General features: G+C 40.4%; 14 protein-coding genes. 9 read left to right on the top strand and 5 right to left on the bottom strand.

The window, feature by feature from the left end; all coding sequences use genetic code 11:
- Positions 1-42: 42 nt before the first annotated feature.
- The gene (locus KTO63_RS20975) at positions 43-831 is read right to left on the bottom strand and encodes a ferritin family protein (protein ID WP_217793913.1); all 789 of its coding nucleotides are present in this window, start codon (positions 829-831) and stop codon (positions 43-45) included.
- A 196-nt stretch (positions 832-1027) separates the two neighbouring features.
- Between KTO63_RS20975 and KTO63_RS20970 the strand changes: the two genes are divergently transcribed.
- From KTO63_RS20970 to KTO63_RS20950, 5 genes are all read left to right on the top strand, one after another.
- Positions 1028-1387: a nuclear transport factor 2 family protein gene (locus KTO63_RS20970; RefSeq protein ID WP_217793912.1), complete on the top strand. Its 360-nt coding sequence runs from the start codon at positions 1028-1030 to the stop codon at positions 1385-1387.
- A gap of 164 nt (positions 1388-1551) precedes the next feature.
- On the top strand, positions 1552-2148 hold the full coding sequence (locus KTO63_RS20965; RefSeq protein ID WP_217793911.1) for an outer membrane beta-barrel protein: 597 nt from the start codon (positions 1552-1554) through the stop codon (positions 2146-2148).
- Positions 2149-2178: 30 nt separating this feature from the next.
- The gene (locus tag KTO63_RS20960; RefSeq protein ID WP_217793910.1) at positions 2179-2394 is read left to right on the top strand and encodes a hypothetical protein; all 216 of its coding nucleotides are present in this window, start codon (positions 2179-2181) and stop codon (positions 2392-2394) included.
- Positions 2395-2461: 67 nt separating this feature from the next.
- Positions 2462-2965: an RICIN domain-containing protein gene (locus KTO63_RS20955; RefSeq protein ID WP_217793909.1), complete on the top strand. Its 504-nt coding sequence runs from the start codon at positions 2462-2464 to the stop codon at positions 2963-2965.
- Positions 2966-3088: 123 nt separating this feature from the next.
- On the top strand, positions 3089-6919 hold the full coding sequence (locus tag KTO63_RS20950; protein WP_217793908.1) for an AsmA family protein: 3831 nt from the start codon (positions 3089-3091) through the stop codon (positions 6917-6919).
- Positions 6920-7006: 87 nt separating this feature from the next.
- Here the strand turns inward: KTO63_RS20950 and KTO63_RS20945 are convergent, their stop codons facing one another.
- Positions 7007-7576, bottom strand: a complete 570-nt coding sequence (locus KTO63_RS20945) for a hypothetical protein (protein ID WP_217793907.1) — start codon at positions 7574-7576, stop codon at positions 7007-7009.
- 218 nt (positions 7577-7794) lie between these two features.
- Between KTO63_RS20945 and KTO63_RS20940 the strand changes: the two genes are divergently transcribed.
- Positions 7795-9486, top strand: a complete 1692-nt coding sequence (locus KTO63_RS20940) for a Na+/H+ antiporter (RefSeq protein WP_217793906.1) — start codon at positions 7795-7797, stop codon at positions 9484-9486.
- Between the two features lie 82 nt (positions 9487-9568).
- On the opposite strand, the gene KTO63_RS20935 is transcribed toward KTO63_RS20940, so the two are convergent.
- Positions 9569-10726: a sensor histidine kinase gene (locus KTO63_RS20935; protein ID WP_217793905.1), complete on the bottom strand. Its 1158-nt coding sequence runs from the start codon at positions 10724-10726 to the stop codon at positions 9569-9571.
- 429 nt (positions 10727-11155) lie between these two features.
- Here KTO63_RS20935 and KTO63_RS20930 point away from each other — a divergent pair, with 429 nt between their 5' ends.
- Entirely contained in the window at positions 11156-11560 is a 405-nt protein-coding gene (locus KTO63_RS20930) for a VOC family protein (RefSeq protein ID WP_217793904.1), read from the top strand.
- Between the two features lie 65 nt (positions 11561-11625).
- On the opposite strand, the gene KTO63_RS20925 is transcribed toward KTO63_RS20930, so the two are convergent.
- Both KTO63_RS20925 and KTO63_RS20920 read right to left on the bottom strand, forming a co-directional pair.
- The gene (locus KTO63_RS20925; protein ID WP_217793903.1) at positions 11626-12525 is read right to left on the bottom strand and encodes a bestrophin family protein; all 900 of its coding nucleotides are present in this window, start codon (positions 12523-12525) and stop codon (positions 11626-11628) included.
- Between the two features lie 107 nt (positions 12526-12632).
- The gene (locus tag KTO63_RS20920) at positions 12633-13985 is read right to left on the bottom strand and encodes a BamA/TamA family outer membrane protein (RefSeq protein ID WP_217793902.1); all 1353 of its coding nucleotides are present in this window, start codon (positions 13983-13985) and stop codon (positions 12633-12635) included.
- Positions 13986-14334: 349 nt separating this feature from the next.
- Here KTO63_RS20920 and KTO63_RS20915 point away from each other — a divergent pair, with 349 nt between their 5' ends.
- Entirely contained in the window at positions 14335-15939 is a 1605-nt protein-coding gene (locus KTO63_RS20915) for a DUF6377 domain-containing protein (RefSeq protein ID WP_217793901.1), read from the top strand.
- A gap of 438 nt (positions 15940-16377) precedes the next feature.
- A complete protein-coding gene (locus KTO63_RS20910; RefSeq protein ID WP_217793900.1) occupies positions 16378-19533 on the top strand; it encodes a SusC/RagA family TonB-linked outer membrane protein in 3156 nt (1051 codons plus the stop codon).
- Positions 19534-19545: the final 12 nt, after the last annotated feature.

The raw sequence follows: 19545 nt of genomic DNA, 5'->3' as shown, positions 1-19545 counted from the left end.
AAAGTTGAGAGTTGAGAGTTGAGAGTTGAGAGTTATTGATTGTTACGGGCGATTACTGGCTACAGTTTCACTTCGAAGAACGACTATTTGCGTGACCCCACCGGCCACTGGCATCTGGTTACCGGCCACTGCAAGTTTACCCAATGTCTTGGCATACTTCAAACTCATCTTCTTCCAATAACTTTTAAAGCAATTGCCACCCGCTTTGAAAAGTTTTTTGTGTGCAAACCAAACGACTAACGTAGTAGAAAAGAAAAATAATTTGTAGAAACATTTTCTCCATTGCTTTCCAAAATCAGTTTTACCTTCAACAATTGTTGAAATGCGTTCCATTTGAAACGTGATGTGGTAAGCTTCGTCGATTAGTATGTCGGTGCAGATTTGTTTTAGTAAAGCACAGTTGGTCGCATCTTTCAGCGATTGGTAAAATATTTGTGCAGTGCTTTCCACTACAATAACTGTAAGTGTCCACAGCTCCATGCTGGTGTTAAAGGATCTTATTTTTCTAAACAAAGAATCGCCCCAGTCCTGCCGGATTCTTTTTTCTCCAATGGCATCAATATACAGGCCAAGATTATTGCCATGCTTCTGTTCTTCTTTGATAAATAATTTCACTGCTTCAATATAATCCGGGTCGTTAATTGAGTGAGCATACTTTGTGGCGGCTCTTAGCAAATTGCTGCCATCAGAGGTTTCTCCAAGTTGCCAGGCTTGCAGTGAATAAATAATCGAATTGATCTGTTCTTCAGTAATGTTGGGCTCAAGGCTCCAGTCAACCCTGTATTCAGTCGCATTTTGGCGGAAATGCGCGATCCATTCTTTGCTGTTCATTTTGCGGTGTTTTTGTGTATTTAAAAGTGCTTTGAAAAACAAAGTAAAATGAAAAAAACTTTGTTTCATAGTGATTGTTTCTATTTTAAATTTTCTTTAAGAATACATTTTGTGGTAGAGACAAGGCATTGCCTTGTCTCTACTGGTACGATTTTTTCCGCATAAATCTTGCATTGTTCATTCAAAAACTTTTATCATGACAACAAAACAAATTGCCCAAAAATTGGTGGACTATTGCCGCGAAGGCGAATTTGAAAAAGCGCAAAAAGAGCTTTATTCAAAAGATGTTGTAAGCATTGAAGCTGAGGCATCAGCGGGTTTTGATAAAGAAACAAAGGGACTGGATAAAATAATTGAGAAGGGACATAAATTTCAATCAATGGTAGAGGCGACTCACGAATTAAAGGTATCTGATCCGCTTATTTCAGGTAACTCTATTGCATTTGTACTCGACTTCGATATGACGATGAAAGGCCGTAACCGGGAGAAAATGTCAGAGCTTTGTGTGTATCACGTGAAAGACGGTAAGATAGTTTCAGAGCAGTTCTACATGTAATAGTCGAATAACTGAATAACTGAATAACTGAGATGCCGAAGATCAATCTCGTTTTCCGATAATCGACCCTTCAGTTATTCAGTCAATTCAGTTATTCAGTTATTTTCCTGCCGGTAAAAAAGATAGCTTTACTGGTTAGTTTTTTGTATTTTAATAAAAAAAACATGCAAAAAACATTATTGGTTTTTGCCTCCCTGTTAACCTTAAATCTCACTTCTCTTGCCCAATCCAAACATGAGGTAAGTTTAGGATTCGGCTTTGGTACTACTAACGAAGCTGACGATGCTGCTTCCACGACAATGACGGAATTTTTTAACGCGCTTTTCCTGCTCGAAAGTTATTCTGAGGATGTGAAATATTCGGCTGCCTGGCATGTTGGCTACAAAACTTTTCTTACGAAAAAGCAGAAGCTTGCGGTAGGGGCAACTTTCGCTTACCAAAGTGTAAAGGGTAATTATTCCTACAGCGGTGAAAAGGCTGGCGACCTGCACAGAAATTTCTACACCATCGCTGCCGAAGCAGATTACCGCTATATTAAAAAAGAGAAATTTCATTTGTATTCCGGGTTGGGTCTAGGCTACACATTTGGTAATGAAACGCTTACGCCTATTGCGGGAAGTGAACAGAAAACCAGTTCCGGCAATTTTGATTTGCAGATCATTGGCATTGGCGCAAGATATGGCAACAATGTGGGCGGCTTTATGGAACTGGGTTTCGGCTATAAGGGCATAATTTGTGCAGGGTTCTTCTTTAGAAGATGATTTTCTAATTCACTTTTAAAAGAACACCCTATGAGTCAGGCATTTGTAAGAGAAAATGATGGGCAATGGCTGAATGATGTAGCACCTACTTTAAACGCTTTGATCGTTTATTTAACGAGAGAAAATAACGGGATCAGAGTGTATGAGAAGAAAAATTATACAGACGCGAAGGGCAGGCAAATTCATGAGATGAGCAATGGCCAGTCCTACGCAAAAGATAATGATGGAAAATGGGAGATTTTGTGAAAAGTTTCCTATATTAGATTACTTGACTTGACTTGATATATTGTAGTACTCAAAAAACTAAAACCCAATGATCCGATTCGTATTGATCTGCGTGTGTGGGTTGTTGTATGCCTGCACAGGTAACTCACAGGTAATTAAGGGGACATATGCTATTAAGAATTTAGAGACAGGAATGTACCTGCGTGTAAAGGATGCCAATGCCGACAATGGCACTCCGTTGGTTGCGTATTCACCAGTAAAATGGAAATGCGTAACATGGGATTTTCAGCATGTGGATGGGCAAACATACCAGCTGAAAAATTTGTTTACCAACAAGACGTTTCAACCTTGTGCGAGTGCGTGCAACGGCGCAGCGTTGGAGCAACAGCCTTTAACGCTTGACCAGATCTCACAGGAATACGATTTTATTCCGGTACAAAACAATGTGTACATGATAAAATTGAAGGGGACTGATTTGTACCTGACGCCCTCTGACAGAGATGGCACAGTGAACAGCAAGATTATTTTATCAAAGTATGATAACTCCACCTTACAGTGGTGGACACTACGCGAACAGAATCCAGACATTTAATACACCATTGAACAGCTTTCAAATTGATGAAGCCCGTAAGTGAACAACTACGGGCTTTTCTAATTGCTTTTTGCCTGTAAAATCACCATTTGTCGTATTGTAATAAATGTTAATTTTATTTTCATGAACCTTTCTTCCAGGCAAAAAAAATGGACCATCATTCTGCTGATCCCCTTTGCGCTTTTGTTTATCCTGGGAGGTATTCTGCATTATCTTATTGCTTTCAAAATAAAAGACATTGCAAAATATGCCGTGTATAAAGAGTCTGACGGCGTGTATTCATTTGACGCATCTTCCATAGACGTTTCTATTTGGAAGAAGACGATTGTGCTCCGGAATTGCCAGCTCGTATGCAATGACACTACCAACGTTGTAACGAGTTATTCTGCCGGTATTCCAGAGGTTTATTTTAGGCTTCAATCTGTTGGAAAGTTATTGTTCAATAAACAGGTTGCGATTGATAGCATGGCCGTCGTTATGCCGCACATCGATATTAGATCGCATAAGACGGATACAAAAGAGGACAGGCCCATTAGCTTCCATGCATCTCAAATAATAGATGTTTTGCACAAGATGGTAGCATCGCTACAGGTAAGAAGTTTCAATATTAAAGACGCCTCTCTTTCTTACATCAGCTCTAAAACCGGTGTTCCGTTTCAAAGCGATCACATCAATTTTTACGTCAGCAATTTTTCTAAAAAAGATAAGGAGAAGAAATATCTTTTTTCGTCTGATGATATTGACATGTACATCACGGATCAACACTGGAAATTGCCGGACGGGATACATGAAGTAGCTTTTAAAAAATTGCATTTTTCAGGAAAGAATCAATACTTCGAATTGGATTCGTGCTTGCTTAAAACAAAAGCCACGCCGGACCACGCAGGCATTGAGATAGCAACTGACAAATTGTTTTTTAACTCAAAAAATTTACAAAACGTTTATCAAAACAATGCGCTTGAAATAGACACGCTTAATTGCATTCATCCAGTGTTGAGCATGGAAACTTCACAGAAGAAAGGACACGATACCACGAGGGCCGTTTCCAATGCATTGCAAAGACTTTTCGAAAGAGTGAATTTTAAATACCTGAGTATTGTGGATGGCCAGGTGCTGCAAAACGGAATTGGAAATACAAACCCAACGTACGGTACACGAAAGGCCAACATCCAGGTCTATAATCTTGACTACAAAGCGAGCAGGAAAGAGCCGTTAACAACTGATAGCGTTAAGTTGCGGTTAAGCGAAATTGCTTTTATATCTCCTGACAGTATGCGGCGACTGGAAATAAATGATTTTTATTTCAACAAGAATGAGCTGCTTATGTACAATGCAATCTATGCACCGACGGAAAAGAATAATAGCAGCAAGGGCCTGAAATTTAAGACACCTGCATTGCGCATAGAGAACATTAGCCTTGCTGATCTGCTGAATGAAAAGTTGAAGGGAACCAAGGCGCAGTTGTATGCTCCACATTTTACGATGTTTGATAAAACGCCTGCAACAAAAGCGAACCCTGGCCGTCCAAATAGTATGGATAATTTCTACAAGGTATTGCATGGTTTGCACGAGATGATAGATGTGGATACTTTCCAGGTTATTGAGGGTGAACTGCGTTATGACATTACGCGCAATTCAACGCATTCAACTTTGAAAAATTTGAACGCAACCATTTTATTACAAAAACTTTTTGACAGCGATTCTTTAGTTGACATCAAGCGCTCGCTGCCAGAACTTACTGTTGGTGAAATAAATTTGTCTTCACCCAAAATAAAACTGAATGCGAAGCAATATAGATTTAAAGGAACGCATCGCCACAACTGGGCCAAATCATTTAATCTTCGTTTAAAAAACAACACATCGATAAAAGGACATGGCCTGTACTGGGAAATTTTTGACTGGGACCTGCTGGCCAATCGCCACATCATTTCATTTGAATATTTAAAGGCAAATAAGCTGATGGTTGATAATGAGTCAACCACAACGGCTGCAGGAAAGAATGCTACGGCTAAGAAATTACCGGTTATAACGATCCGGCGTTTGGATGTGGATACTCTTTTGGTAGAGAAGAAAATTAAGAACGGTGGAGACTTAAAACTGACTGGCAGAAATATTTGCCTGGATGACATTGCTTCGAAAGACAACTACCTGGTGTGGGGGAACATGGCGGCAGATTTTAACAACATTCATCTTGCTAATCCCAACATGAATGTGCAGATAGATAAGTTTAGCATTAATAGCGAATATCAAAATGAAATGAATGGTGTTTCATTCAAAACTTCTAAAGAAGGACGCTCAACAAGCGTAGCCATTCCGCAGTTAATTATTAAAACACAAATTCATTCAAGCAGGATAAAAGAAGCAGACATAAATGAAATTGTTGTAAACAATGCAAAGGCGATCATACACACGCGGAGCGCTGATTTTGACAACGAGGTGAAGAAAGATTTTAAAATGCCGTTTAACTTAGATGCAACGAAACTTGTTGTGAACAATGCTTCTCTAAAATATACCGCCGAAAAAATAACAGATACAACGACTGCGGATCTAAAGCTCGACATGAATGTGAAGGATCTTAAAACCTCAAAAGAAGGAGATGCAAAATTAAGTTACGGCCTCGCCATTGTCACCGTTAAGGATGCGCAAATAAGGAAGGGATTGCTGGATGTGCAGTTGCCTTTGGCCGCCCTTATCTCAACCAATGGAAGAGGTAAATTGAATAGTGAGAATAAATTGCAGGTAAACAGTGGACTGGAGGTTAAGTGGGAGAATGTTTCTGTTAAGACACAAAAAGGAGATAGTGTTTCGTTGGCAATAAATAAATTGACTGGTTCCTATACTGATAGTCACTTTTCTTCTCATCCTGCAGAAAAGCAATCCATTCAAACAATACTGAACAGAGCCACCGTTAGCAACGGAAATATGGTTTACAAGGGCAAGAAAAGCACTGTGAATGTTGGCTCAATAAGCTGGAACGAATCTACAGATAAATTGACGGTAAGAGATTTTAGCATGCTGCCGAATATTAGCCGTGATTCAGCATTTAAAGAAGGCAACTGGCAGGCGGATTATCTGACAGTGAGTGGAAAAGAATTAAGTGTTGAAGGTATACATTTAAAAAGAACGAAAGGAGATTCATCAATAGCCATCAGAAATATAACATTCGATAGTTTATTGCTCGCCACTGCCCGCGACAAGCGTTTGCCATTTAAGCACGGCGTTGAAAAGCCAATGCCAACAATGCTCATACGAAACATTCCGCTCAGGGTTGATGTCGATACAATTCGTTTGAAAAACAGTCATGTAGAAGTGCATGAGATATCGAAAGTTACCAATCAGGAAGGGGTTATTCCTATTAACAATATCAATGCGATCATTACTAATTTTTCCAATTACAACAATAGCAATGATAGTTTGACCATTTATGCAAGTGCGGATATTTTTGGCGGCACCATCAGGCGCTTTCATTATAAAGAGGCTTATGGTGATTCGCTCTCTGCGTTTAGTGTAATGGTTACGTTATCGCCACTGCGCTTGCCTGGATTAACAACGGCCGTGATGCCGCTTAGCGGTGTAAAAGTTAATGATGGCAAATCTGACACGCTGTTTGCTTCATGGGTGGGAAATAAATATGCAGCAGTTGGTGACATGAATTTTTACTACGACAAACTTAAAATTGAATTGCTGGACCCTAAAGACTTCAGTCATCACGGCCTGAAAATAAGAATTGAGAATATGCTCGCCAGCGCACTGATCAAAAAGAGTAACAATAAGAATTCCAAAACCTTTTTTGTCCGTGACAGAGAAAAATTTGTTTTTAATTATTGGGTAAAGACCTGTCTGAGCGGCCTGCTCACCAGTGTTGGCATGAAGAAGAACAAAAAGTATTTGAAAGAATACAACTCGAACAAGGAGAAGTATTCGCTGCCGGCGGCGTACAGAGTGACTGAATAACTGATTAACTGAATAACTGAATGGTTGAATTTCTATTTTGCGCTGCAACTTTCGAACACTCAGTTATTCAGTTAATCAGTTATTCAGTTATTCAAAGAATAGATACTTCCTCAATATCCAACTTACAGAATACAGCAGCGCCACAACAACCAGGATCATTTGAAATCGTTCGTTTTTGCTCCGGGCCGCGATGAGGAAAAGGACAACGTGCACAACATTTCTGACAATATATTCAGCGCCGAGGCTTTTGAAATATTCTGTTCCTTTGAGCAACGTATCGCCTATATCAACCAGGAAAATGGCAGCAAGAAATGAAAAGAACCAATGTTTTCGTTTGTAGAAATAATCCTTGTAGCTCTGGTAGTCGCTCATGTCATCAGGAAAGGCAAGGGAGCAAATGATGTAGAATAATACGATGTAAAGAATGATGAAACAATAAGAGCCGAAGTTCCAGCCGATTACCCTTTTAAGACGAAACTCCCACCACCAGAAATCAATGATTTGTATAAACATGTAAAACACCCATAACAAATGCACCCAGTAGATTTCTTTTCTTTTAGGATGTTCAATAATTTTTGCAACGCCTTTCAAAAGATGCGCCATGCTTAAACTCACAATCATGCTAACGAGCATTCTTATATGGAAGAACTGGTCCATAGCGGGGTGGTTGTAATGGTTATGTTGTTAAATATAACAAACGGAACGCGGATTTTTTAATTTGAAAATTTGAAGATTTGAAAATTTGAAAATGCTTTAGGCCGGTCTTTTGTCATTAATACATATTGTTCTTTAGGGGGTCAACAATTCGTAACGAAAGGTGCGCCAGGTGAATTTTCAAATTTTCAAATCTTCAAATTTTCAAATTAACTTAGAGCATGGACGCCATACACCACCAATTACTCTTAATACTTTCCCTGCTTTTTGCTGTTTTCTTTTTATGCATTATCAGTGAGAAGCTGAGGATGTCTGTGCCGGTATTTTTGGTGATAGGCGGGTTGCTGATCAGTTTATTTCCCAAAGTGCCACATATTGCCATCAATCCTGAATTCATATTTGTTATTTTTCTTCCGCCATTACTTTTCGACGGAGCGTGGAACACGTCATGGTCCTTTTTCTGGAAGCGGCGGAGAACCATAAGCTTGCTGGCATTTGGGCTCGTGTTCTTTACTTCCATTGTGGTCGCTTATTTCTCCCATGCAATGATTCCAAATTTTCCATTGGCAATGGGTTTTTTGCTCGGTGGCATTGTTTCTCCAACGGATGCGGTGTCTGCCGTTGCTGTGTTGAAAGGAAAGAAGGTGCCTGTAAGAGTACAGACTGTTTTGGAAGGGGAGAGCATGGTGAACGACGCAGCGGGCTTGATCGTATTCAGATTTGCGTTGGCAGCTGTGTTAACGGGGCAATTCAAAATGCAAACGGCCGCATTGGATTTTTTTATTTCCACAGGTTTTGGAATTTGCATCGGTTTGGCAATTGCAGTGATCATCTATTTTTTATATCGCATAGCCCCGGACAATGCCGACATTGATACTTGCCTTACACTGGTAACACCATACATAATGTACGTTGCTGCCGAGTACTTCGAATGTTCAGGCGTTATGGCTGTTGTAACCGGTGGTTTGTACCTGGCGTCGAGGTCCCATGATTTTTTGCCTTACGATTCGCGGATGCAGGCAAACAGCGTGTGGGCAACGGTGAGGTTTTTATTAAACGGATTTGTTTTCATCTTAATTGGTTTACAACTCCCGATCATTATTGAAGTGTTAGGCAAAAGGGAAATATTGGGTTACGCTTTGCTGTATGGTATCGCAATAAGTATTCTCGTTGTGTTGGTAAGAATTGCGTGGGTGTTTCCGTCTGTTTTCTTGCCAAGAATGCTTAGCAAAAAAATAAAACTTCGAGAGAAAAATCCCGGGTGGAAAATTGCTTTCTTAATCAGCTGGTCGGGCATGAGAGGTGTGTTGTCGCTTGCAGCAGCATTGTCGCTACCACTGATGTTAAGCGATAAAGTCACCCCATTTCCCAACAGGAACCTCGTGCTGTTTATAACATTTGTAGTGATACTTTTTACTTTGCTGGTACAGGGATTAACATTACCCTACGTAATTAAAAAGCTTGATGCACAGGAAGTGGATATTGAACTTACAAAAGAACATCAGGAGGAAGCTATCCGGAAAAGCCTGTATAAGGTTTCAGTTGTTTTCCTCACGAAAAAATATGGTAGCCAATCTTTAAACGGTTCTTTCTATAAAAAGCTTTTGGTTAAAGCGGAAATCATTTCAACAGTCGTCGATAAAAAACTTGAACAGCTGGATGCAGAGGATTCAAAGAATCTCATGCACATTTATCACATGGCGATGCTGGAAGTGATTGCTCTGCAAAGAAATGAACTGGTGAACATGGGCAAGAATGTTGGCTACAACATAGAGCTTATCGAAAAGCACAAACTTCTTCTTGACCTGGAAGAGTCGAAGATCAATATCGAGCTGGGTATTTCGAAAGAGGTGGTGGAAGAGAAGAATGAGCTTGCCGCGAGTGACCCGGAAACTTTGACGGGGCTGGCGTGAGGAATAACTGAATAACTGAGTGGTTTATTTTCTATTTTGGATTAAGGTTATCGGACATTCAGTTATTCGGTTAATCAGTTATTCAGTTACTATTTCTCGCAAATGAACATCGGAACGAAATACGATTATCTTCAGTCCTCAACTCATACATTCCCCCGTGAAGTTCAATCCTGTTAAGGATCGTATTGAAAGTGAGGCTTTGCTCATCAAGTAATTCGGTGCTGTTGATTATAGAGCCACAATCAATTTTTACATTAATGGCTTGTGAAGGGTCGATATAGATAATGGCCTCTACTTTGTCGCCATTGCAGGCAAGCATTTCCAGAAATTGTGCTGTAATGCGGAAGATATTCAGTGCAAGGTCCGAAGGAATATTTGTCGCCTTATCCTTCCATTTCATTTCAATATCAAACCACGGCTTCCTGTTTAATTGCAGCAGAAAATCAGAAAGTATATCTTCAAGGTCAATGCATGGCACATTGATAGGATTGAATGATTTAGACAGTTTTCGCATTTCATCTACAAGGGAACCGAGTTGTCTTTTCGCTTTTTGCACAAACGGTGCGCTGGCCGAATCTGTATCTTCTGCAACATTCAGGTACATAAGACACGAAGCAACGATCTGAGCAAAATTTTCATGCAATTCAATTCCTATCAGTTGACGCTCTTTTTCCTGTTCGTTCAAAGTGCGCTGCAACGTTTTTCTTTCGATGTCAATCAGTGCATCGGCCTTTTTTAAGATCAGTGCGTTCCTCTTTCTTAGCTCCAGTAATTTGGTCACTTGCAATGCAATTATTTCCATTGCCCGAACCTGTTGATCGTCAAAAGAAAGTTCCCGCGAATCGCAAACACAGACAGTTCCAATGTTATAGCCGTTGGAAGAAACGATGGGCGTGCCTGCATAAAAGCGAATGAAGGCGCCTCCCGTTACTGCCGGGTTGCCGGCAAATCGTTCATCCAATGTTGCATTGGGAACAACAAGCGTGTCTTTTTGAAGTATGGTATGGGAACAAAATGAAAGCTCTCGGGGTACCTCTGTTCTGCTGCTCCCCACGCTGGCTTTATACCATTGGCGATCCTTGTCAATAAACGAAATGGCTGCGTAAGTGCAGTGGGTGATTTGCTTAACCAGTTCGGCAAGATCGTCGAACTCTTTCTCAGGAGGCGTATACATAATGTTGTATCCCTCAAGCTCCGATAACCGTATTTCTTCATCAAGTGGCAGGTGAGCCTTTCTCATAGATGTTGGAGTTGGATTGTCAAAAATAACTGAAAAGAGGTTTGGATGGACTTATGTGGAAAACTGAATAACTGATTAACTGAATAACTGAGTGTTCGAAGGTCATCGTGCAAAATCAAAAATCAACTATTCAGTTATTCAGTTATTTGCCCTCGTAGAAAATATTCCCCACTCATTCTCTTTGATTAACCGGGAAATTGAATAACTTTAGAGACGTCGGTTGTGGTTTGATCCTACCATTATAAATCAGCAAAGAACTCACTTGATCATGATATAGCTTTGATTGGTTGAAGAATGCACTTCATGCCACAACACCATTTGTAAACCTTTCATTGCCGGAGTTAGTCGGTCGCCATATGTTATGAAGCTTATGCTTGATTTTGTGTGTTGAACGAATAATTGTCAGCGTGATACTAAAACCATCTCTTTATGCCTGGACCTGCTTTTACGACTTACGGCCTCACGCACATCGCACTTGCGGTAAAGAATGTGCAGCAATCAGTGGATTTTTATGAAAAAGTTTTTGGTGCGAGTGTCATGTACAGCACACCTAAATGGGCACAGGTGCAAACGCCTGGAGCAAACGACATTATTGTGTTTGAAGAAAACAAAGAGCTTGCTGGAAAGAACAATTGCGGCATCATGCATTTTGGTTTTCGTCTTACCAACGCAAACGAAATTAAAAAGGTAACAGATGTGCTTTCAACAGTCAATGCGCCCATAGTTGAGCAAGGGGAATTTGTGCCGGGCGAACCATTTGTGTACTTCAAAGATCCCGATGGATATACGGTAGAAGTGTGGTACGAGAGTGATGAGGTAGAAGTTGAGAATTGAAAGTTGAGAGTGGAGAGTTATAAAATGCAATGACCACTCTCAATTTTCAACTCTCCACTCTCCACTTAAAGAATGTATTCACCTCCGTGCATTGTTGGTTCCGGTGCTGGAATTTTTGATTCGCCGAGCATTTGAAGAAGATTGATTTCAATGTTGCGTGTGATGCTGTTTAATGGCACGCACTCAGGCGCAATTTCAAATGGATTCATAATGGCCATACCGCTTATATGCGTTGTGTGGAACACAAAGCCCAATACCCATCCCAGTGGAATTGCCCAAGGGCCAACGTTTTCAGACGCTGTTACTGTTACACAAACAACGAGCAGCCAGATAAACAAACGGGTGAAGTAAATATAGTTGGTTGGAAAAACCGTGTTGTTAATGCGTTCTGATTTTCCCATGTGATCGCAAAAGTTTTGCAGTACACCGCTTATTTGCATAAAACGAAATCCATCGATCAATTGAAGATCAGATAGCCTTTGTATATCGTCTGCCTGAAGATCAAGAATGGCGCTCGGTACGTTTGCAAACGATTTTACTTTTTTCGCTTCTTCTTCGGAAAGGAATTTTTTGAATTCATCATCGTGCACCTTTCTGAGACTCGTTTTAAGCGCATACAAAAAGCCGATGTGTCTTAGTATCATTCTGCGTACCAAAACAGTTTTGTTTTCATCATCCGAAGTATAAGAAAGAAGGTGTCGCGCCCATGACCTGGAATCGTTTACAATGCCGCCCCAGATAATTCTAGCTTCCCACCATCTGCTGTAAGCCTGGTTATTGTTAAATGCAATAAAGAATGCCATCGCTGTTCCCATAAGCGTTGTAACCATTGCAGGAATATGAACTTGCGGCGTAAGGTATATGTCAACATAGTAAGCAAGGGCGCAAAGGCTGATCATTATAAGATCTACCTTCCAGGTGAGTTTAACGATACGGTATAATGTAAGATTCTGTTTGAGCAGCATTGATAGTGCTATTTAGTAAGACTGTAAAATATTAAAAGTCAAAAGTCAAAAGTAAAAATTCAAAATGCACACCCTTTTTGACTTTTGGCTTTTGACTTTTGAATTTGTCAAAATACTTCGCTTGCACCAAAATAAAATCCGGATGAATTTTGACCAAACGCATAGTCTATCGACATGTTCATTTTTGCTTTTTTATTGAATAAGAAGCGTAAACCAACGCCACCTGCAGGTCTTAAATAGTCAAACAAATTAACGTTGGCGGCTTTGTTAGTTGTTGTAATTGCACTGCCAAACACAACACCACTGATCAGCTGATTGCACATAATGGGAAAGCGATATTCAGCCTCCATGTCCACTAACTGTTCGCCTCTGAAGCGTCCGTTCGTATAACCGCGACCGCTCCTGCTTCTCTGGTCATAACCAATAGCGGGTAGGGCAAGGTAAGGAACATCACCACCTGTCACAAAATTTCCGATCAGCCAAACGCCTAGTACATGCTGGTTTTTATTCGGAACAATTTTTTTGAACGCTCTAAACTCTGCCCACAGAACAGAGCTGGATTTATCACTGCCGAGCCAGGTTGGATTTGTGCGGAAGTTCAGGTTTGCGAACATTCCCTTTTCAGTGTTAACCATATTGTCCCGCGTATCGTACATAAGGTTCAAGCTCACGCCCATCATCGTGTAGTGCGTAGGATTGAAGCCATGCTTCAGGCTGTAAGTATAGTGGCTCGTATATTTTTTTACTGTGCTTACTGTATCAAGGCTAAGATCGTGGATATGATCGTAAGTGTCCAGGTGAATGCCCGGACCTACATAAAAGCCATTGCCTACCGACCATGAAGCGGTTTGGTGTAGTTTGAAATAATTGAACGTCATTGGTTGCGCAAGCGAATCCGTTGGCATCGTTTGACCGTTGAAGTTGATCTTGTTGACGATAGAACCTTCCGGCGCATTTGTTCCCAACCCGTACGTAGGTTCGGAATATTTAAAATAACGCCAATCTCCCGAAAGGAATATCTTACTCTTGTTTATGTAAATGTTGTTGCGCAGAAAAATAAGGACCTGGGCCTTGGTGGTGTATTGTATATTGGCCTGGAAGGCAGAAATTTTAGAGCCAGGTACCTGGAAAGCTCCCTGTCCGGTTATACCAAATACAAATCCTGTGGTGGGAGATGAGTTGAAGACTGGTGCTACAAATATGGCAGAGTTTTTTTCTTTTTTAGGCTTCATGTTAAACAAACTTCTGGCCACATCTGAAAGGTCCCGGGGTGCACACGTATCCGCGCCTTCCAAAGCATATGAGACGGACGGCGAGCCAATCAAAAAAAACAGGAGACAGTTAGCAATAAGGACGTTCTTTCCTAAGGTAAAAATCATATTGATTGATGCTGGTTTTAAAACAGGTATCACTACCCAGGGCAATACAAAGGCTAACAAGGGAAAGGCGTAAATGTTCATTGTCAGGTGGTTTGAGGGTCATTTTTTCATATTTCACGCAAAGGCGCAAAGAGAAAACAAAGAGCGCAAAGGGTTTATACAGAAACGAAAGAAGCAAAAGAGATAAGACACGCCCAAAACAACTTTTTTTCTCTTCCTTGGAAAAGGAAGATGTAAAAACATCACCATGACTTTGCGTCCTTAGATCTCTCTTTGCGCCTTTGCGTGAAATCACCCTTGTTTCTTTGCCTCAGTCTCTTATCTTCGTGATGGATACAGAAAGCTTGCTTATGAGAATGCCAATGGCTGTTCCTCTGATTATTGCGTATATGCAGGTATTTCCGGCTCCTATTCCCTTATTTACTTTATTATGAAGCATTTAGTTATCGCAATCGCCATACTGGGTTTTGGACTTTCTAGCTATAGCCAGCAAACTACCAACTCGCTGCTTTCTGATCTTAATGACGCAATCACACAAGCTCCTCAATATGACGATGCAAAACTGAAATCTATCAAAGACCTTAAAGTAGTCCTTGCAAGAAAAGATAACAATACCGCTGACTATAGATTTTTCGTGTATTCGAGACTGTATGATGAATATAAAATATTTAAATATGATTCTGCATACAATTATTCAAAAAAATTGCTCGAGGCTGCTTACCAGTTGAACGATCAGTCTAAGGTTAATTACGCGAAAATGAAACAGGGTTTTATCCTGTTATCATCCGGGATGTTTAAGGAAGCGTATGATTCATTAAAGAGAATCGACATTTCACATTTATCCGATACTTCGAAAGCAGAATACTATTCTTTGATGGCAAGATATTACTATGACCTTGCCGATTACGACAATGATATTTACCACACGCCGGAGTATAATAAGAAGGGCAACGAGTATCTGGACTCTGCCTTCAACTATTACGACACAACCAATTTTGAGTACTTATATTTTAAGGGACTAAAAGACATTCGCTCCAACAACCGGCCACATGCCCTGATCAATTTCAAAAAGATCATGAGCAATCCGAACTTAAGTTATCATGAAATTGCTTTAACGGCGTCCACGCTTAGTGACATCTACATACAAAACGGACAAATAGATACAGCGACTGCTCTGTTGGTGAAAGCTGCGATTGCAGATATTAAATCTTCCACGAAAGAAACGGCTGCCATTTTCAATCTCGCTTCCATATTATTTAAGCAGGGCGATTTGAAAAATGCTTCGACATATATTGAGCGGGCGATCAACGATGCCGTGTTTTATGGCGCACGCCAGCGCAAGGTGCAGGTGAGTGCCATCCTGCCATTAATAGAAGGTGAGAAGATTAACCGGGTAGAAAACCAAAAGAAAACATTAATTACCTATAGTGCCATTGCTACACTATTATTAATAGCATTGGTAACATTAATAGTAATAGTGTTCCGCCAGGTGGCAAAATTGAAAGCTGCAGAAAAAATAATCATGGCGGCAAATGCAAAACAACAGGAGATCAACACCAAACTTTTAGAGGCCAACAAGATCAAAGAAGAGTATATCGGTTACTTCTTTAATGGCAACTCGGAGTTCTTCACCAAAATTGAACGGTTTAAAAAATCGGTTGAGCAAAAGATAGCCGAGCGAAAACTGGAAGAGATAAAATTCCTGGTGAACAACATTAATCTTAAAAAGGAAAAAGAAGAGCTGTTGAAAAACTTCGACAAGGTTTTCCTGAAACTGTTTCCAAATTTCATAGATGAATTCAATGCATTGTTTGCCGAAGAAGATAAAATAAAACTAAAAGACAACGAACTGCTAAACACCGATCTTAGAATTTTTGCTTTGATAAGAATGGGCATTCATGATAATGAAAAGATCGCCCAGATTTTGGAATACTCTGTTAACACGATCAACACTTATAAAACAAAAATTAAAAACAAATCTTTGGTACCCAACGAAGACTTTGAGCATCGCATTATGGATATAAAAACGGTATAAAATGCTTGTATCGGATTAAAATATGGGTAAAATATCATTATATATAAAAAAGTTTAATGTGTTTTTAGATAGTTGATTTTCAATCATTTAATTTCTGTAAAACGCTCATTTTAGCAAATATTTCTTATAGTCAGAGCATATAAATTGGTTTCGCTTTTTTCCCGCTATTATTTTGATCTCGTGAACATGACTAACGACTTGTTCGCTGAAAATGTTACTTCCTTTTTAAAGCTTCCTTGAAAAGCTATAAACCAAAAATGCTTGTTTATGACTAAAAAACTATTGGGTTCCCCACATCATTATTTTCCCTTTTTTGTTGATCGAACGTTAAGTAGCAAAAACATGTTTCGCTGATCGAAACAAGTTGTGCTATTTAATAGTTTATTCTCAAAACAATCTGCATTACGACATATTTAAACTTTTTAAACAATCCTGATTATGCTTACAAAACGATTGCTACAACAGATGCTATGCGGTTTTATGTGTCTGTTTCTTGTAAATCTTGCAAGGGCACAAAGCAAAACCGTAACCGGTACTATTACCGACGACAAAGGCGCACCACTGGCCGGTGCCACCGTTAAAGAAAAAGGCTCTTCTTCTGGAACAAACACCAACGCAACAGGTGTGTTTACCCTCACTGTACCTAATTCCGCAACAACATTAGTTATCACTTATATAGGGTATGATCAACAGGAAATTTCTATAAAAAACAAAACAGCGGTTGCCGTTTCATTGCAACCAAATAAATCAAGCCTCAACGAAGTAGTGGTAGTGGGTTATGGCACCCAAAAGAGAAAAGATGTGACGGGTTCCGTTGTATCTGTAAAAGGCGATGCTTTTAAAAACCAGCCGGTAACCAATGTTACAGAAGCTTTGCAAGGTAGAGCTGCCGGTGTGGAAGTAATTAAGAGCTCAGGCGCACCGGATGCACAACCGCTTATTCTGATAAGAGGTACAGCATCACTTCACCAACCTAATCCACTTTACATTGTGGATGGAGTGCGTACAGATGGAACCAACCTTAACCCTCAGGATGTTGCTTCTGTGGAAGTTTTAAAAGATGCAAGTGCAGCAGCCATTTATGGTTCGGCAGCAGCCGGCGGTGTAATTTTGATTACCACAAAAAAAGGCGCTTCCCAAAGACCTACTGTTAACTTCAACGCACGCTATGGCGTTTCTCAACCAAAGCTGGTGAAGTTGCTTGACAGAAATGACTGGATCAAACTGCAAAACATTATTCACCCTACTTACTTTAAAGGCGCTACGCAAACAGATACACTGGCAAATACAGATTGGGTGGATGAATTGTATCGCAATGGTTACGAGCAGAACTATAACTTGTCTGTTTCCGGTTCTTCTCCTAATGTAAACTACCTCGCTTCGGGTTTTTACAATGGCAATAAAGGTATTTACATCAACAACTTCTCAAACATTGGCGGAGCACGCGTAAATACAGATTTCAAATTGGGCAACTACGTTAAAATAGGAGAGCAGGTATCGGTTTCTCAACGCAGAACAGCTCCTCCTGTAGGTAGCGAAGCGCAACTGCACAATGCTCCTTTCCGCACACAACCAATTATTCCCGTACACAACAGCTGGGATAATTCATGGGGAACACTTCCTCCGGGTTATCCTGCCATACAGTTTGGTGGTCCAAATCCTGTAGGCGCGGTAAACTCAGCAATGGCACAAAACTTTAAAAACAATTTCCAGGGCAACGTATATGGCGAGGTGAAACTCCCATGGTACCTGACTTTCAGGACCAACCTTGGTTATGGTTACTATAACGAAACAAACGATTATTACCAGGCTCCATACAACTTTGGAGCGGTTACAAGTGCTACCAACTTCCTGGATAAAACCTCCATCGTTAGTTCTACATTGCTTACCAACTACCTGTTGTCATTCGATCACACTTTTGGCAAACACAACATCAGCGCATTGGTTGGTTATGAGCAAATCAAAAATGTTTACAACTACGTAGAAGCAAACCAAAGTATGATCGGTTTGCCGGGATATTCTTTCATTCAAACTTCTCAAAGTAACACCACTGTTCATGGTAAATATGATGCAAACGGTTTGATCAAATCTCAGTTTGCAAGATTGAACTACAACTTCAACGGTAAATACTATGTGTCTGCATCTATAAGACAAGACGCCAATTTTACAGTGTTTGGTCCGGGCAAACAAAAAGGTACGTTCCCCGCATTTTCCGCAGGCTGGAACATCAGCGAAGAAAATTTCTGGAAACCAATTTCCAACGCAGTTAATCTCTTAAAGATCAGAGGCAGCTACGGTTCACTGGGTAACAGCGCCATCAATCCATATTCTTACGCTGCTACTTACAGCAAGTTTACAGGTGCTGGCTATAACGCGTTGGGTGGACAAAATTTTGCACCCGGTGCTCCACTTGTAATTGCAAATTCTTTAAACGCAATCCCTAACCCTAACCTTCACTGGGAAACTGTATACGAAACCAACTTAGGAATCGATGGAGAAGCTTTGAACAGCCACTTGTATTTTACAGTGGAATGGTACAACAAGAAAACAAAAGACATGTTGTATGCGCTGAAAATGCCTGTGAGTGCCGGTTACACTTCACCATACTTCGTGAACATTGGTTCAGTGCAAAACAAGGGTGTTGACCTTTTGATAGGTTACAGAAACAAAGCGGGAAACTTCAGCTACGATGTGAGCTTCAATGCAGGGTTCAATAACAACAAAGTGCTTGATCTTTCAGGCATTCCAAACGATCAGTTGTTTGATGGCGTTAACTACTACAGCAATGGTGATGCAGGCTTTAACGTAATGCCAAACCAAAACCTTACTGTAACAAGAGCGGGACTTCCTTTTGGTTCTTTCTACGGTTACAAAGTAATAGGCATGTTTAAAACAGACCAGGAAGCTGCTGCAGCGACTGCACAACCAGGTGCAAAAGCAGGCGACCTTATCTATGCACACGATGCCAAAAATGGCAACGTGGTATCAGAAGCTGATAAACAAGTATTGGGCAATCCTAATCCTAAAATGGTGTATGGTGCAACCGTTAACCTGCGCTGGAAAGGTATTGACGTCGCGATGTTGTTCAATGGTGTTGCGGGCGTAGAACTTTTCAATGGTGTAAAAGCGTATGAAATGTACCCTTGGGCAGATGGTAACACCACCAGCAAAGTCTTTGGTGCTTCATACCTTGGCAGCAATCAACTTACAGGACAACCACGTATTGGTTACATCAATCCTGCAAATGCCAATCAATTCATTTTAGATCCAAACGGCAACTATACAAAAGTTAACAGCTACTTCGTAGAAAATGGCAGCTACTTAAAATTGAAGAACCTGCAGATCGGTTATACATTCTCTAATGCTTTGATGGAAAAAATAAAAATGAGAAGTGCAAGAGTATTCGTGATGGCAAACAACCTGTTCACCATTACAAAATACTCAGGTCTTGATCCTGAGCTCGGCACAGGATTCTCTATGGCACAACAACAAGGATATGTAGGCGGTATCACTGTAACTACAAGAGGTGTAGACGCGGTATCTCAATATCCTCAAGCAAAAATTTGGTCAGTAGGTCTTGATCTGACATTCTAAGCTCGCTTTTCA

This window comes from Pinibacter aurantiacus (assembly GCF_019130065.1).
GTDB classification, from domain to species: Bacteria; Bacteroidota; Bacteroidia; order Chitinophagales; family Chitinophagaceae; genus Pinibacter; species Pinibacter aurantiacus.
The sequence above is the reverse complement of the archived record's forward strand: the minus strand, read 5'-3'. Positions and strand labels throughout refer to the sequence as shown.

Bases quoted from the DNA above. Each gene is read 5' to 3' on its own strand.
- KTO63_RS20975 (WP_217793913.1), bottom strand. From the start codon at position 831: ATGAACAGCAAAGAATGGATCGCGCATTTCCGCCAAAATGCGACTGAA.
- KTO63_RS20970 (WP_217793912.1), top strand. From the start codon at position 1,028: ATGACAACAAAACAAATTGCCCAAAAATTGGTGGACTATTGCCGCGAA.
- KTO63_RS20965 (WP_217793911.1), top strand. From the start codon at position 1,552: ATGCAAAAAACATTATTGGTTTTTGCCTCCCTGTTAACCTTAAATCTC.
- KTO63_RS20960 (WP_217793910.1), top strand. From the start codon at position 2,179: ATGAGTCAGGCATTTGTAAGAGAAAATGATGGGCAATGGCTGAATGAT.
- KTO63_RS20955 (WP_217793909.1), top strand. From the start codon at position 2,462: ATGATCCGATTCGTATTGATCTGCGTGTGTGGGTTGTTGTATGCCTGC.
- KTO63_RS20950 (WP_217793908.1), top strand. From the start codon at position 3,089: ATGAACCTTTCTTCCAGGCAAAAAAAATGGACCATCATTCTGCTGATC.
- KTO63_RS20945 (WP_217793907.1), bottom strand. From the start codon at position 7,576: ATGGACCAGTTCTTCCATATAAGAATGCTCGTTAGCATGATTGTGAGT.
- KTO63_RS20940 (WP_217793906.1), top strand. From the start codon at position 7,795: ATGGACGCCATACACCACCAATTACTCTTAATACTTTCCCTGCTTTTT.
- KTO63_RS20935 (WP_217793905.1), bottom strand. From the start codon at position 10,726: ATGAGAAAGGCTCACCTGCCACTTGATGAAGAAATACGGTTATCGGAG.
- KTO63_RS20930 (WP_217793904.1), top strand. From the start codon at position 11,156: ATGCCTGGACCTGCTTTTACGACTTACGGCCTCACGCACATCGCACTT.
- KTO63_RS20925 (WP_217793903.1), bottom strand. From the start codon at position 12,525: ATGCTGCTCAAACAGAATCTTACATTATACCGTATCGTTAAACTCACC.
- KTO63_RS20920 (WP_217793902.1), bottom strand. From the start codon at position 13,985: ATGAACATTTACGCCTTTCCCTTGTTAGCCTTTGTATTGCCCTGGGTA.
- KTO63_RS20915 (WP_217793901.1), top strand. From the start codon at position 14,335: ATGAAGCATTTAGTTATCGCAATCGCCATACTGGGTTTTGGACTTTCT.
- KTO63_RS20910 (WP_217793900.1), top strand. From the start codon at position 16,378: ATGCTTACAAAACGATTGCTACAACAGATGCTATGCGGTTTTATGTGT.